This window comes from Pseudonocardia xishanensis, assembly GCF_039541715.1.
Taxonomy (GTDB): Bacteria; Actinomycetota; Actinomycetes; order Mycobacteriales; family Pseudonocardiaceae; genus Pseudonocardia; species Pseudonocardia xishanensis.
In genome coordinates, this window is record NZ_BAABGT010000122.1 from 225069 (window position 1) to 238986 (window position 13918).

The following is a 13918-nucleotide window of genomic DNA, read 5'->3' on the forward strand; positions in this document are numbered from 1 at the left end:
CCCTCGCGCAGGCGAGGGTGCCGTGGTGGTCGCCGGGATCCGGGTGGCGCTAGCCCTGCTGTTCGGGCTCCTTCTCGGCGTCCTTGTCCGGCTCGTCGAACGACTGCGGGAGACGCCGGATGCGGCGGGTCATCGACACGATCAGCGCGATGGTGGCCACCGCGAGGCAGAGGATGACCACGAGCGCGACCGGGGACGCCTTGCCGAACTCCTCGCCCTGGTTGGCCGGGGGTTCGGGGTTCTGCGCGAGCACGGTGGCCACCGTGTCGCCGACGGGCACCAGCTCGACCAGCATGGGATCGAGGCTACCCGGCACGCAGGGCGGCGGGTTCGCGCAGGCCTGCGAACAGGTCGTCCTCCGGGATGGGGCTCGGCACGAGCGAACGGACCAGCTCGTACTCCTCCCACGGCCAGATCTCGCGCTGCATCTCCATCGGGGTGAAGAACCAGCGGCTCGTGGGGTCGATCTGCGTGGCGTGGGCCCGCAGCGCGTCGTCTCGGCGCTCGAACCAGTCCGCGCACTCGACCCGCGTGGTGACCCGCTCGGCCAGGTCCGGCCGGTTCTTCCACATCTCGAGCATCTCGGTGTACGGCGACTCCTCGCCGCGGGCGAGCAGCGCCTCGTGGAACGCGAGGACCCGCTTCTTGGAGAAGCCGTGCGAGTAGTAGACCTTCATCACCTGCCACGGCTCGCCGGCCTCGGGGTACAGCTCCGGGTCCGCCGCCGCCGTGAACGCCGCCATCGACACCTCGTGGGTGCGGATGTGGTCCGGGTGGGGGTAGCCGCCGTTCTCGTCGTAGGTCACGAGTACGTGCGGGCGGAACTCGCGCACGAGCCGGACGAGCCGCTCCGTCGACTCCTCCAGGGGGACGAGTGCGAAGCAGCCCTCCGGCAGAGGCGGCTTGGGGTCGCCCTCCGGCAGGCCGGAGTCGACGAACCCCAGCCACCGGTGCTCGACGCCGAGGATCTCCGCCGCGCGGGCCATCTCCTGCTGCCGGATGGCGGACATGTTCTCGAGGACCTCGGGGCGGTCCATCGCGGGGTTGAGGATGCTGCCCGCCTCGCCGCCGGTGCACGTGACGACCATGACCTCGTGGCCCTCGTCGACGTACCGGGCGGTGGTGGCGGCACCCTTGCTCGACTCGTCGTCCGGGTGGGCGTGGACGGTCATGAGCCGCAGCGGCTCGCGGTTCGACTCGCGAGTGGTCATGGTGGGAATCCTTGCAGAAGGGGACGACGCTTTGCTGCCGGTGGTGGCAACGCCACACCGGCGCCGGACCTTCCCGCACAACCTCGACCAGCGAAAACATTCCCGTCGGGAACTCTGCGGGGGCCCTGTCCGTTCGTCGATGGACCGCGACGAACGGTCGACCCCGTGCTAAGGTCGTCGGCACACGGCTCGCACGCGGGTCGTGTTTTTCCATACTCGGGGCCGGTTCCGTGGTCGGTGGCCCAAGATACCCGTGCCCGTGCGTGATGCCGGGCAGCCCGGCCCGCCTGGAGCGGTGCCGGGATCCGCTGGAGGAGTGATGACCGTGACGGAGACTCAGGTGACCTGGCTCACCCAGGATGCCTTCGACCGGCTCAAGACGGAGCTGGACGACCTGATCGCGAACCGTCCCGTCATCGCCGCCGAGATCAACGCCCGCCGCGAGGAGGGCGACCTCAAGGAGAACGGTGGCTACCACGCCGCCCGCGAGGAGCAGGGCCAGCAGGAGGGCCGCATCCGCCAGCTCCAGGAGCTGCTGCGCACCGCCCAGGTCGGCACCTCGCCCACCAGCGCGGAGCAGGCCGCGCCGGGCACCGTCCTCACGATCAAGTACGAGGACGACCCGGACACCGAGAAGGTGCTCCTCGGCTCCCGCGAGGAGGGCAGCCACGGCGACCTGCAGGTGATCTCCCCGAACTCGCCGCTCGGCGCCGCGCTGCTCGGCGCGAAGAAGGGCGAGGAGCGCGCCTACGAGCTGCCCAACGGCGGCTCGATGACGGTCACGCTCGTCGACATCGCGCCGTTCACCGCCTGAGCCACCCGAGCCTGCCGAGCCGCCCGGGCCTCAGCCGCCGAGCCGGGGGTCTCCCTCGGGGACGCCGGTCACCGTGACCTGGTGACCGGCCGCCCGCAGGGCGACCACCAGCTCGCGGCAGTGCTCCGGGCCGCGCATCTCCATGCTCAGGGCCACGTCGACCTCCCCCATCGGGACGGTCGCGCTGATCCGGGTGTGCTCCACGTCGATGACGTTCGCCCCCAGCTCGCCGACTCCGGTGAGCAGGGCGGCGAGCGCGCCGGGGCGGTCCCCCACCCGCACCTGCAGCGACAGGTAGCGGGCCGCGGAGGCCATACCGTTCTGGATCACGTGCAGCAGGACCAGCGGGTCCACGTTGCCCCCGGACAGCACGGCCACGACGGGCGGCTCGAACCGGCCGGGATCGTCCAGCAACGCCGCGACCGGGGCCACGCCCGCGGGCTCGACGAGCATCTTCGCCCGTTCGAGGCTGAAGAGCAGGGCTCGGGACAGGGACTCCTCGCCGACCGTCACGAACCCGTCCACCAGGGCCTCGACCTGCCGGAACGTGACGTCCCCCGGACGGCCGACGGCGATCCCGTCCGCGATGGTGCGCATGGCGCCGAGCGGCAGCGGCTCACCCGCCGCCAGCGAGGCGGGCCACGCGGCGGCGCCCGCCGCCTGCACCCCCACGACCCGGGCCGCGGGCCGCCGGTCCTTGACCGCCGCGGCCACCCCGCCGAGCAGCCCGCCGCCGCCCGTCGCGACGAGCACGGTGGCCACGTCCGGCACCTGGTCGATGATCTCCAGGCCGACCGTGCCCTGCCCGGCGACGACCGCCGGATGGTCGAAGGGATGGATCAGCACGGCACCGGTGTGCGCGCTGTGGTCCAGCGCCGCGGCCAGCGCCTCGTCGACGGTCTCCCCCGCCAGCCGGACGGCGGCGCCGTAGCCGCGGGTGGCGTCCACCTTCGGCAGGGCCGCCCCGGTCGGCATGAACACGGTGGCCTCGATGCCCAGCAGCCGGGCCGCGAGCGCCACGCCCTGGGCGTGGTTGCCCGCGCTGGCCGCGACCACCCCGTGCGCGCGCTCCTCGGCGGTCAGCCCGGACAGCCGGGTGAAGGCCCCGCGGATCTTGAACGACCCCGTGCGCTGCAGGTTCTCGCACTTGAACCACACCGGACCGCCGACCGCCTCGCTCAACGCGCGCGACCGGGCCACCGGCGTGGTGCGGGTGACCCCGGCCAGCAGCTCGCGGGCGGCGAGGATGTCCGCCACCCCCACCGGGGGGCTCACACGCACGACGTCCGGAGTCACGCCCGCATCGTGCCATCGCAGCGGGTAACCTTGCTCGGGCGGGGATCACGGGCTGTGGGGGGTCGGATGCGGGTGCGTGACGGAGGGCTGCGGGCCGTCGTCCCGTTGGCCGCCGCGGTCGTGCTCGGCACCCTGGCGATCGTGACCGTGGACCAGGTCGGCTGCACCGACCCCGGCCGCTACGAGCGGGTCGCGGGCGGGTACGAGCTGGTCGGCGGCTGCTTCGCGCCGGAGGACCTCGTCGTCCCCGTCGCCCCGCCGACCGAGTCCGCCCCGGTCCCCGCGCGCTCCTGATCCCGGTACTCGCCGCCGCAGGTCTCGGCGAGTCCGGGGCCGAACAGCGCGGCGGGGGTGAAGGCGCCCGGCCTGCCGTCGCCCGCCAGGAGCCGACGCGCGACCTCCGCGGCGACCGAGACGGTGAAGGCCTGGGCGTCGCCGAGGCGCAGCCAGCCTTCGCGGACCCGTCCGTCCGACCACTCGACACTCGCGTGCGCCCACGAGTGCTCCCGCGGCCGCGGTCGCGCGGTCAGCCGGAGCCCCGCGACCCGACGGATCGCGAACCGCCGCACGCGCCCGAGGCGCAGGATCGCCCCGATCACCGGCACGATGAGACCCAGCAGCGGTGAGGACGGCACCTCGCTGGTCGCGGAGACGACGTCCGGCGCCCTGCTCGCCCGCTGCGCCGCGACGAGCTCGCCGAACGGCATGGCCACGGTCGTGACCTGCTCGCCGTCCGGCAGCCGGAGGCGCAGCGGATCGCCCGCGAACCGGGTCGGGACGAGCCTGCCGTCGCGATAACGCCTGCCCGGAGACCCACCCTGGGCGAACCCCTCCAGCACGGAGGCGGCGATCGCCTCCCCCAACGGGCCCTCCACCAGTTCCACGGAGGGCACCATGTCCACCCGCACCGCGGTCGCCGCGGGCTCGTCCCGACACAGCCGCACGACGACGCTCTCGGTGGCCGTGACCCCGAACCCGGCGCCTGTCACGACGGTCCGGCCCGCCTCCCTCGCCGCGGTGTCCCGGGAGAGCGTCGCGGTCGCGGCGTCCACGTCGTTGGCGAGGTCCAGGTAGTGGGCCCCGGCCGCCAGCGCCGCCGCGACCAGCGGCTCCGCCGTCCGCACGAACGGCCCCACCGTGTTGACGACGACCGCGGGTCGTTCCCGCCGGATCGCGGCGGCCATCTCCGCGATCGATCCGACCACCACCGTCGGGCCACCCCGGGCTGCGGTGGCGAGCCGCGCGCCGTCCCGCCCCACCAGCACGGGCTCCAGACCTCCCGCCCGCAGCTCCTCCGCGATCGCCCGCCCACTGCGCCCGGATCCGCCCAGCACCCACACGTGATGACATCTCATGTCATCACTGTAGCGCATGATGACATGAGATGTCATCACGTAGGCTGAGCGGATGGCCCGCTGGCAACCGAACACGCGCGAACGGCTCACCCGCGCCGCACTCGATCTGTTCTGTCTGCAGGGCTTCGCGGAGACGACCGTCCCGGAGATCACCGCGCGGGCGGGCCTGACCACACGGACCTTCTTCCGGTACTTCGCGGACAAGCGCGAGGTCCTCTTCGCCGGGGAGGAGATCTCCGGCATCGCGGCCGGGTTGGCGGCGGCCCCACCGGAGCTCGGTCCCGTCGAGCTCCTGATCGGCGGCCTTCATGACGTCGCCGAGACCCGCTTCGAGGGCAGACGCGAGGAGCTGCGGACCCGCCGCACGATCGTGGCCTCGGACGACGGGCTCCGTGAGCGGGAGCTGCGGAAGTGGGCGTCTCTGCGGGACGCGGTCGGGGACGGCCTGCGGGCGAGGGGCGTCGGGGCGACGCAGGCGCGGCTGTTGGCCGGGACGGCCGTCACCCTGTTGCAGGTGGCGCTCGAGGACTGGCTGGACGCCGACGACGACCAGCCCCTCGTCGAGCACGTCGACGGGGGGCTGGCGCTGCTGCGGGCGGCGCTCGCCTAGCGGACGGCGTCCAGGGCGTGGGTGAGGTCCTCGACCAGGTCCTCGACGTCCTCGATGCCCACGGACAGCCGGACCAACGAGTCCGGCACCTCCAGCGCGGACCCCGCGACCGAGGCGTGGGTCATCTCGTGCGGGTGCTCGATGAGCGACTCCACGCCGCCGAGGGACTCGGCGAGGGTGAACAGCTCGGTGCCGCCGCAGACCTTCAGCGCGGCCTCACGACCGCCCGCGACCAGGAAGGACACCATTCCGCCGAAGCGGCGCATCTGCCGCGCCGCGATCTCGTGGCCGGGGTGCTCCGGTAGGCCGGGGTACAGCACCGTCGACACGGCGGGGTGCGCGGACAGCGCCTCGGCCACCCGCTCGGCGTTGTCGCTGTGTCGCTCCATGCGCACCGCGAGCGTCTTCGCACCGCGCAGGGTCAGCCAGGCGTCGAACGGCCCGGGGACCGAGCCGACCGAGTTCTGGGTGAACCTGATCCGGTCGGCGAGCTCGTCGTCCGACAGGATCAGCGCCCCGCCGACGACGTCCGAGTGCCCGCCCACGTACTTGGTGGTCGAGTGCAGCACCACGTCCGCGCCGAGCGCGAGCGGCTGCTGGAGGTAGGGCGAGGCGAAGGTGTTGTCCACGACCAGCCGGGCGCCCGCCGCCCGGGTCACCTCGGCCAGCGCCGAGATGTCCGCGATGCCCAGCAGCGGGTTGGTCGGGGTCTCGCACCACACGACCTTCGTCTCCGGGCGCAGCGCCGCCCGCAGCGCCTCGACGTCCGAGAGGTCCACCGTCGAGTAGGTCACGCCCCACTGGGTCAGGACCTTGTCGACGAGCCGGAACGTGCCGCCGTACGCGTCGTGGGGGATGACGAGGTGGTCCCCCGGCCGGACGAGCACGCGCAGCAGGACGTCCGACGCCCCCATCCCGGACCCGAAGGCGAACCCGTGCCGTCCGCCCTCCAGCGCCGCCAGACACTCCTGCAGCGCGGTGCGGGTGGGGTTGGCCGAGCGGGAGTACTCGTACCCGCCGCTGCGCAGCCCGCCGACGCCGTCCTGGGCGAAGGTGGAGCTGGCGTGGATGGGGACGATGACCGCCCCGGTCGTGGGGTCGGGGTCCTGACCTGCGTGGATGGCTCGGGTGGAGAAACCCTTCATGCGGGCGAGGCTAGCCCCACCAGGACCGCCCGGTGGTCCGACCCCGGCAGGTCGAGGATCTCGTAGCGCGTGGTCGCGCACTCGCGGGGGATCAGCACGTGGTCGATCCGGATGCCCGCCCACCGGGGGATCCACGCATGGTAGGTCCCGGTCAGGCCCCGACCGGTGCCCTCGGCCGCGTCCCGCACCCCGGTCAGGCAGGCCCGCATGGGGGCGTGGTCCAGGGTGGCGTTGAAGTCCCCCGCCACGATCGGGGCGGGCCGCGCGGCCGTCCAGCGGGCGATCGACGCGAGGTCCCGCCGCCAGGTCCGGGCCTGCCAGCGGGCCATGGGGGCCTGGGGGTGCACCGCGTAGAAGGCGCGGTCGCCCAGCAGCCCGCCGCACGCGCGGAGGTACTGGTGGCGCAGGTCGGGGCCCGAGCCGATCTCGAGCTCGCCCATCCGCCCCGAGGCCAGCACGGTGACCGACCAGGCGTCCGGCCTGCCGGGCTCGGTGGAGACCCAGGAGCGGTAGCCGAGCCCGTCGAGCAGGGGCATGAGCTTGTCCCGGAACTCGACCCCGGACTCCGGCAGCGACACCAGATCGGGTCGCTCCCGGGCGATCAGCGTGGCGAGGGCGCCCGCGTCCGCCCGCCCGGCCCAGACGTTCGCGGCGAGGACGGTCAGCGTCGGCTCCGCCGGGTTCGGGGACCGTCGGACCAGCCGGGGAGCGAGGCCCGCGGCGCCGAGCGCGGCCACCGCCCCGACGGCCGCGGCGGCGGGCCGGGTGGATCGGAAGCCGGACAGCAGCCCCGCGACGACCGCACTGCCCGCCACCGCCTGCGGACGCACCGCCGCCAGCGCGGGGAACGGGTGCCACCGGTCCAGACCGAGCCGGTCCGGCAGCACGGCCGCGGCCGCCCCGGCACCGAGCAGCACCGCGAGTGATCTGCGCACGGCCCCGACCGTAGCGACGCCTCCTGAGAACCCCGTGAGTCAGCCGAGGAAGGCCAGGACGTCCGAGCGGGTGACCACACCGGCGGGCTTGCCGTCCACCAGCACCAGCGCCGCGTCCGCCGCGGAGAAGGCCTCCATCGCGGTGTTCAGCGGCTCGTTCGCGCCGATCGTCGGCAGGGGCGGGGACATGTGCTGCTCGAGCCGGTCCGAGAGCTTGGCCCGGTTCGTGAACAGCAGGTCCAGGATGTCTCGCTCCACCACCGACCCGACGACCTCGGCCGCCATCACCGGCGGCTCGGCCCGCACGACCGGCATCTGCGAGACGTGGAACTCCCGCAGGTAGTGCACCGCGTCGGCGACGGTCTCGTTCGGGTGGGCGTGCACGAGGTCCGGCAGCGTGCCGTCCTTGCGCCGCAGCACGTCCCCGACGGTCGCGCCCTCGGTCGGCGGCAGGAACCCGTAGCTCGCCATCCACGAGTCGTTGAAGACCTTGCCGAGGTAGCCGCGGCCGCCGTCCGGCAGCAGCACCACGATCACCGAGTCGGCGGGCGCGGTGGCGGCCACCCGCAGCGCCGCGACCACGGCCATCCCGCACGAGCCGCCGACCAGCATGGCCTCCTCGCGGGCCAGCCGTCGGGTCATGTGGAAGGAGTCCGCGTCGGACACCGCGATGATCTCGTCGCACACGCCCTTGTCGTAGGTGGTGGGCCAGAAGTCCTCGCCCACGCCCTCGACCAGGTACGGCCGACCGGTGCCGCCGGAGTAGACGGAGCCCTCCGGGTCGGCGCCGATGATCCTCACCCGCCCGTCGGAGACCTCCTTGAGGTACCGGCCGGTGCCCGAGATGGTGCCGCCGGTGCCGATCCCCGCCACGAAGTGCGTGATCCGGCCGCCGGTCTGCTCCCAGATCTCGGGGCCGGTGGCCGCGTAGTGCGAGGCCGGGTTGTTCTCGTTGGCGTACTGGTTGGGCTTCCAGGCGCCCTCGATCTCGCGGGTCAGCCGGTCCGACGTCGAGTAGTACGAGTCCGGGTGGTCCGGGTCCACCGCCGTGGGACAGACGACGACCTCGGCGCCGTAGGCCTTGAGCACGTTGCGCTTGTCCTCGCCCACCTTGTCCGGGCACACGAACACGCACCTGTAGCCGCGCCGCTGCGCGATCATCGCCAGCCCGATGCCGGTGTTGCCCGAGGTGGGCTCGACGATCGTGCCGCCGGGGCGCAGCTCGCCGGAGGCCTCGGCGGCGTCGATCATCCTCAGCGCGATGCGGTCCTTCACGCTGCCGCCGGGGTTCATGTACTCGACCTTGGCCAGGACCAGCGGCTCGAGCCCCGCGGCCACGGAGCCCAGCTTGACCAGCGGGGTGTTGCCGACCAGGTCGGAGATGTGCTCGGCGTAGCGCATGGGGCAATAGTTCCACGCCACCGCGGGCCGGGTGCTACCCCGACCCGACGAGCACCCCGACGAGGACGACGACCACCGCCACCAGCGCGACGGAGAGGACCGCCACCGCGGCCGTCAGCGCCCGCGTGCGCCCGGCCTCGCGCGCCCGCCGTTCCGCCCGGCTGGCCGCGAGCAGCTCGCGTTCCATCGGGAACAGCTCCGCGAGGCCCTCCGGGTCGGCGGCGAACGCGCTCGCCTCGTCCAGCAGGCGCCCGGCCAGCAGCGTCCCCGCGTCACGGCCGGTGTGGTGCCACACCCAGGCCGCCTCGGTGATCATGCCACGGGCGGGCCGCCGGTCCCGGTCCTCGGCGATCCAGCCCGCCAACCGGGGCCAGCCCCGCAGGACGACGTCGTGCGCGATCTCGAGCGCGGTCTCGTCCGCGGTCAGCACCCGGCCCGCGACCAGCGCGTCGACCAGGGAGGTCGTCGTCGCGGCGGCGGCGGGACTCTGTCCGTAGGTGACGGCGGACCGGCTCACCCGTCTGCGCACGGTCTCGGCGTCGCCGTGCGTGCCCCGCCCCCGCACCATCCGCAGCAGCAGCGGGCGGACCAGGACGACCTGCTCGGGGGTGAGCGTGGCGTACACCCGCTCCGCGGCCCGCTCGCCGGCCCCGTGCACCCCGCCCGCCTCGTGGTAGTGGGCGATCGTGACGCCCGTGCCGCCGTCCGCGACCGCGCGGTCCCAGGCGGCGCGCAGGGCGTCGGCGACCAGGGGGAGCGCGCCCGGCGGGGAGGAGGCCGCGGCGGGGGAGATGTCGAGCTCGCCCAGCACCAGGTCCGCGACCCCCTCGGCGAGCGGGAACCCCGCCTCCTCCGCGGGCCCGGCCATGATCGCGCGCAGGGCCTCCGCGGACGGGCCCTGCAGCCGCACCGCGGCCACCGGTCGGGCGCCGGGCGCGGTCAAGTCGGCGAGGTCGCCCGCCCGGATCCCCAGCAGCACGCGCGGCCCGCCGTCCGGTTCGCCCGCCAGCAGCACGCGCAGCGCGGCCCGCAGCCGGTCGCCCTCGTCCCGGAGGGCGTGGACGTCGTCCACCAGCACGTACGCGGCGGTCCCGGTCAGCAGGGCGGCGAGCCGTTCCGCAGGCTCCGGCCCGGGCCGCAGCTCGACGACGTGGGGCAGCAGGGGGGCCACCCCGCCCTTGAGCAGGGAGGTGACGCCGACGCCCGAGTGGCCGGTCACCGCGACCACCCCACCGGGCGGGCTCGCGCGCAGCCGGGCGATCACCTCCGCGACCTCGGCGTGCCGCCCGCGGAGGTCCGCGACGACGGGCTCCGCGCCTGCGTAGGGGCGCAGGTCCGAGGGGGGCCGGGCCGGGGCCTCGGTGGCCCGGCGCAGCGCCCGACGCCAGCGCTCCCGGTCCGGATGGTCCGCGGGCATGCCGAACGCGGTGAGGACGGCGTCCAGCCGGGTGGGCGAGGGCAGCGAGCGGCCCTGGACGTAGTCCCGGAAGGTGGTGAACGGCAGCATCGGGACCCCGGACGCCTCCCCCTCCGACTCCACGGTCCGCTTCGCCAGCGCGCGGAAGCTCAGTCCGGAGAGCGCCTTCATCCGGCCGAGCTCGGCGGCGAACCCGGCGCGGTCGAGCGCCGCGTCGGGGTCGGGCGGCCGATCGTCCGGTCTCGACACACTCGTCCTCCCCCAACTCCGACGCGCGGAGGATAGGTCGGCGGCGACTCGCCGTGCGTCGTGTGGCACTGGTGCCGAACGACGCGGCCGCGCTGTACGACGTTGTACGAGTGCCGCTTTCCAGACGACGTGTCACCGCCGTTCGGGCTACGTTCATCCTGATCGTGGGTGGTGCCGGAGGGGCACGCCGTGCCACCCGCCGACGCTCCCCCGGTCCTGCGCCCGAGCGCATCGCCGGTCCTCAGAGCACCCGCGGCGCCCACCACCGCCGGGCGTCGCGGGCCCGCCCACCGTGCCCCGGACGATGTGTGGGGAGTTGCGCACGGGTGCGAGCCGGCAGTCCGCAGGACTCCGCGGAGACGACCGACCGCGGCAGCGGCGGCGGTCGCGCCGCGCCGGGCGGGGAGATGTCGCGCGAGGATCTCGACGCCCGGCTCACCGCGCTCGCCCGCACGGCCGCCCTGGGTGACCGCCGCGCGCTCGACGACCTCCTGCGCGGCGCGGGCCCGTTGCTGCTGCGGTACTGCCGCGGTCGAGTGGGCCACCGCGCGCCCGGCCTGTCCACCGCGGAGGACGTCGCCCAGGACGTCGTGATGGCGGTGTGCACCGCGCTCCCCCGCTACCGCGACCTGGACACCCCCTTCATGGCGTTCGCCTACGGCATCGCCCGCAACAAGGTCGCGGACGCCTTCCGGGCCGCGTCCCGGGACCGCTCCGATCCCGCCGAGGACGTGCCGGACTCCCTGGACGTCTCCGCGGGCCCCGAGCAGGCCGCCGTCGGGTCCGCGCAGCTCGGCGAGCTGATGGGGCTGGTCGACCGACTGCCGCCGCAGCAGCGGGACATCATCGTGCTCCGGGTGCTGGGCGAGCGCTCCGCCGAGGAGACCGCCGCCATCGTCGGGTCCACGCCGGGGGCGGTGCGGGTCGCCCAGCACCGCGCCCTCGCCAAGCTGCGGGGTTGGCTCGCCGAGGGCCCGACCCCGTGAGGGCGGGGCGATCGGCCCGTGGAGGGACGGGCCGATCGCCCCACTCACTCCCGCTCGACGCGGCGCACGCCGCGGCCCTCCCGCCACGACTCGACGACGAGCCGGTCGGCCGCGTCGTTCAGCCGCGTCACGACCACCTCGGTGACGTCCGCGCGGAAGGCGTCCCCGGCGGGGCTGTCCCCGGGACCGTCCACGGAGCCCGTGGACACCGCCCGACCTGCGATCTTGGCGTCCCCCTCCCACTGCGCCTCGTCCTCCGGCGGGTCGTAGGCGGCGCTGTGCAGCGCGAAGCGGGGATCGCGCACCAGGTCCGCGCCCTTGCGCGAGGCGGTCATCGACCCGAAGGTCAGCTCGCCGTCCGCGAACGCGGCCTCGATGCCGGAGATCCGCGGGGACCCGTCCGCCCGCAGGGTCGCGATGGTCTTGTGTCGGAGTGCGTCGAGGATGGCCCGGGCCCGCGCGGCGAGCTCGGGGGCCTGCTCCTCGACCTGCTTCCAGGACGCCATGGGTGAGAGCATGCCGTGAATCCCCGACAGGCACCGACAGCAGAACGGCGCCGCGGGCCCGAAGGTCCGCGGCGCCGCTCCGGCCGGATGGGGGGGGTGATCCGGCCGTGCCTACTCCGACCGCAGGTAGCTCAGCAGGCGCAGGATCTCGATGTACAGCCAGACCAGCGTGGTCATCAGGCCGAAGGCGATGTACCAGGCGAACTTCGCGGGCGCACCCTCCTTGACGGCCCGGTCGGCCATGTCGAAGTCCAACATCAGGCTGAACGCGGCGACGCCGATGCAGACGATGCTGAACAGGTACGCCAGCGGCGACCCGTCCCGCAGGCCGAGCCCGCCCTCGGTGAAGAACCCGGCGAGCAGGTTGACCACCATCAGGATCAGCACGCCGATCGAGGCGCCCATCAGCCACTTGGTGAACTTCGGGGTGACCTTGACCGCGCCGGTCTTGTAGACGATCAACATCCCGACGAACACGCCCGCCGTGCCGACGATCGCCTGGAAGCCGATGCCCTGGAAGTTCGTGCCCGAGAACTCCAGCGCCCCGGTGAGCGCGCCGAGCGCGACACCCATGGACGCCGAGTACAGCAGCACGAGCGCGGGGTTGCTGCTCTGCTTGAAGATCACGATCAGCGACACGACGAAGCCGACGATGATCGCGGGCAGGGCCAGGAAGAACATCCCGGACCAGGCCGTGAGGATCCCGGCGACGAGCGCGACACCGCCGGTGATCGCGGTCTTGACGACGACGTCGTCCACGGTGAGCGGCCGCTCGCCCGCCCCCGCCCGGCCGATCCCGGCCTGCGAGGCCCGGGCGTCGGCGTAGGCGGCCCCGCCGCCCATCATGCCGCCGCCCCGGCGGTCGAACGTGGCGTACCCGCCCTGCCCGTGGGGCAGCTTGCGGAACGCCGGGTTGCTGCTGGTGCGCACCGGTTCCTCCTCGTCGCGTGTGTCGCCGCGCTATGGGTTGAACGTGGGTGGGACCTGCTTGGTTCCCACGTGGGTAAAACCGACTTTACCCTCGCGCGGCGATCATCCGGCTCAGGCGGCGGGGCGGGTGTCCAGCGGCACCCCGGCGGCCTCCAGCGCCGCCTCGGCCTGCAGCCGCGCGAACGGCCGCTCCCGCTCGGGGAGATCGCTCAGCCGCGGCCGGTCGTCACCGACGGCGCGGCAGAGGTCGGAGAGCACGTCGTCGTACGCGGCGAGGGCGGCGACCCGGCGAACCCGGCTGGTGGGCGCGGGCGCCTTGACCTCCCGGCGCAGCCGGTGCAGGTCGCCGACGAGCCGCTCGTACGGACGACCGGTGGGCGCGGGCGGTCGCCTGCGGCTCGCGATCCACTCGGGCAGGTCCAGGAGCAGGGGGCCGAGCCGCACCAGGGCCCAGATCAGGAGGGTGGGTGCGGCGGCGATGGCGGCATAGGACAGAACGCCGGTCCACACGTCCGACACCCCCGCGAGGATACCGAGATCCGCAGGTCAGAGGGGATCTTGGCGCAGTAGACTCGAGGGGTGTCGATCCGTCGCGTCGTCCGACCGGCCGCCTACGTCGTCTGCGAGTCCGAGGGTCGGGTGCTGCTGGCGCGCTGGACCGGGCCGCGGGGGCCGCGGTGGACGCTGCCCGGCGGCGGCCTCGAGCACGGCGAGGACCCGCGGGTGGCGGCGGTCCGGGAGGTCGAGGAGGAGACGGGGTACACCGTCGAGCTGGACCGGCTGCTCACCGTGGACTCGGTACACCTCCCCCTCGTGACCTGGGGCGACGGCTCCGAGCAGGACATGCAGGGCATCCGGATCGTCTACGCCGCGCACGTGACGGGCGGCGCGCTGCGCCACGAGGTCGACGGCACCACGGACATGGCCGCGTGGTTCGACCTCGCCGAGGTCCCCGACCTGCCCCAGGTCTCGCTCGTCGCGCTGGGCCTGGCCGCGGCCCGGGCCACAGACCCCGCCGCGGAGGCCGCGCGGCTACCGTAGGCCCCCCTCGACTCCTGAAGGA

The 13918-nt window shown here is 74.2% G+C and carries 15 protein-coding genes; 4 read left to right on the forward strand and 11 right to left on the reverse strand.

The window, feature by feature from the left end:
* Positions 1–49 precede the first annotated feature (49 nt).
* Together ABD993_RS35040 and mca are read right to left on the reverse strand one after the other, a co-directional pair.
* Positions 50–295: a hypothetical protein gene (locus tag ABD993_RS35040; protein ID WP_345428087.1), complete on the reverse strand. Its 246-nt coding sequence runs from the start codon at positions 293–295 to the stop codon at positions 50–52.
* 10 nt (positions 296–305) lie between these two features.
* Entirely contained in the window at positions 306–1211 is a 906-nt protein-coding gene (gene mca, locus ABD993_RS35045; RefSeq protein ID WP_345428098.1) for a mycothiol conjugate amidase Mca, read from the reverse strand.
* 325 nt (positions 1212–1536) lie between these two features.
* Here mca and greA point away from each other — a divergent pair, with 325 nt between their 5' ends.
* Positions 1537–2025, forward strand: a complete 489-nt coding sequence (gene greA / locus ABD993_RS35050; protein ID WP_345428108.1) for a transcription elongation factor GreA — start codon at positions 1537–1539, stop codon at positions 2023–2025.
* A gap of 30 nt (positions 2026–2055) precedes the next feature.
* Here greA and ilvA read toward each other — a convergent pair whose 3' ends face one another.
* Complete coding sequence (gene ilvA / locus ABD993_RS35055) at positions 2056–3321, reverse strand: threonine ammonia-lyase (protein WP_345428118.1); 1266 nt, start codon at positions 3319–3321, stop codon at positions 2056–2058.
* 179 nt (positions 3322–3500) lie between these two features.
* Positions 3501–4676, reverse strand: a complete 1176-nt coding sequence (locus ABD993_RS35060; protein ID WP_345428129.1) for a saccharopine dehydrogenase NADP-binding domain-containing protein — start codon at positions 4674–4676, stop codon at positions 3501–3503.
* Between the two features lie 52 nt (positions 4677–4728).
* Here ABD993_RS35060 and ABD993_RS35065 point away from each other — a divergent pair, with 52 nt between their 5' ends.
* A complete protein-coding gene (locus ABD993_RS35065; RefSeq protein ID WP_345428140.1) occupies positions 4729–5286 on the forward strand; it encodes a TetR family transcriptional regulator in 558 nt (185 codons plus the stop codon).
* Here the strand turns inward: ABD993_RS35065 and ABD993_RS35070 are convergent.
* Genes ABD993_RS35070 through ABD993_RS35085 form a run of 4 tightly spaced genes read right to left on the reverse strand, consistent with a single transcriptional unit; the run spans position 5283 to position 10433 of the window.
* A complete protein-coding gene (locus ABD993_RS35070; protein ID WP_345428150.1) occupies positions 5283–6431 on the reverse strand; it encodes a cystathionine gamma-synthase in 1149 nt (382 codons plus the stop codon). The genes ABD993_RS35065 and ABD993_RS35070 overlap by 4 nt on opposite strands.
* Entirely contained in the window at positions 6428–7366 is a 939-nt protein-coding gene (locus ABD993_RS35075; protein ID WP_345428182.1) for an endonuclease/exonuclease/phosphatase family protein, read from the reverse strand. Before ABD993_RS35075 ends, ABD993_RS35070 begins: the two co-directional genes overlap by 4 nt.
* 39 nt (positions 7367–7405) lie before the next feature.
* Positions 7406–8767, reverse strand: a complete 1362-nt coding sequence (locus ABD993_RS35080) for a cystathionine beta-synthase (protein ID WP_345428191.1) — start codon at positions 8765–8767, stop codon at positions 7406–7408.
* Between the two features lie 34 nt (positions 8768–8801).
* Positions 8802–10433 carry an nSTAND1 domain-containing NTPase gene (locus ABD993_RS35085; RefSeq protein ID WP_345428201.1) on the reverse strand — a complete coding sequence of 544 codons (1632 nt, stop codon included), beginning with the start codon at positions 10431–10433 and terminating at the stop codon, positions 8802–8804.
* 407 nt (positions 10434–10840) lie between these two features.
* Here ABD993_RS35085 and shbA point away from each other — a divergent pair, with 407 nt between their 5' ends.
* Positions 10841–11419: an RNA polymerase sigma factor ShbA gene (gene shbA / locus ABD993_RS35090; RefSeq protein WP_425569241.1), complete on the forward strand. Its 579-nt coding sequence runs from the start codon at positions 10841–10843 to the stop codon at positions 11417–11419.
* A gap of 44 nt (positions 11420–11463) precedes the next feature.
* On the opposite strand, the gene ABD993_RS35095 is transcribed toward shbA, so the two are convergent.
* From ABD993_RS35095 to ABD993_RS35105, 3 genes are all read right to left on the reverse strand, one after another.
* Positions 11464–11925 (reverse strand): pyridoxamine 5'-phosphate oxidase family protein, encoded by a 462-nt coding sequence (locus tag ABD993_RS35095; RefSeq protein ID WP_345428214.1) that lies wholly within the window; start codon positions 11923–11925, stop codon positions 11464–11466.
* 111 nt (positions 11926–12036) lie between these two features.
* Positions 12037–12855: a Bax inhibitor-1/YccA family protein gene (locus ABD993_RS35100; RefSeq protein ID WP_345428220.1), complete on the reverse strand. Its 819-nt coding sequence runs from the start codon at positions 12853–12855 to the stop codon at positions 12037–12039.
* Between the two features lie 111 nt (positions 12856–12966).
* Positions 12967–13374 carry a hypothetical protein gene (locus ABD993_RS35105; protein ID WP_345428229.1) on the reverse strand — a complete coding sequence of 136 codons (408 nt, stop codon included), beginning with the start codon at positions 13372–13374 and terminating at the stop codon, positions 12967–12969.
* A gap of 60 nt (positions 13375–13434) precedes the next feature.
* Between ABD993_RS35105 and ABD993_RS35110 the strand changes: the two genes are divergently transcribed.
* The gene (locus tag ABD993_RS35110) at positions 13435–13896 is read left to right on the forward strand and encodes an NUDIX hydrolase (protein WP_345428238.1); all 462 of its coding nucleotides are present in this window, start codon (positions 13435–13437) and stop codon (positions 13894–13896) included.
* Positions 13897–13918: the final 22 nt, after the last annotated feature.

Coding starts and splice junctions, on each gene's coding strand:
- ABD993_RS35040 (WP_345428087.1), bottom strand. CDS start 295: ATGCTGGTCGAGCTGGTGCCCGTCGGCGACACGGTGGCCACCGTGCTC.
- mca (WP_345428098.1), bottom strand. CDS start 1,211: ATGACCACTCGCGAGTCGAACCGCGAGCCGCTGCGGCTCATGACCGTC.
- ABD993_RS35060 (WP_345428129.1), bottom strand. CDS start 4,676: ATGAGATGTCATCACGTGTGGGTGCTGGGCGGATCCGGGCGCAGTGGG.
- ABD993_RS35065 (WP_345428140.1), top strand. CDS start 4,729: ATGGCCCGCTGGCAACCGAACACGCGCGAACGGCTCACCCGCGCCGCA.
- ABD993_RS35070 (WP_345428150.1), bottom strand. CDS start 6,431: ATGAAGGGTTTCTCCACCCGAGCCATCCACGCAGGTCAGGACCCCGAC.
- ABD993_RS35080 (WP_345428191.1), bottom strand. CDS start 8,767: ATGCGCTACGCCGAGCACATCTCCGACCTGGTCGGCAACACCCCGCTG.
- shbA (WP_425569241.1), top strand. CDS start 10,841: ATGTCGCGCGAGGATCTCGACGCCCGGCTCACCGCGCTCGCCCGCACG.
- ABD993_RS35095 (WP_345428214.1), bottom strand. CDS start 11,925: ATGGCGTCCTGGAAGCAGGTCGAGGAGCAGGCCCCCGAGCTCGCCGCG.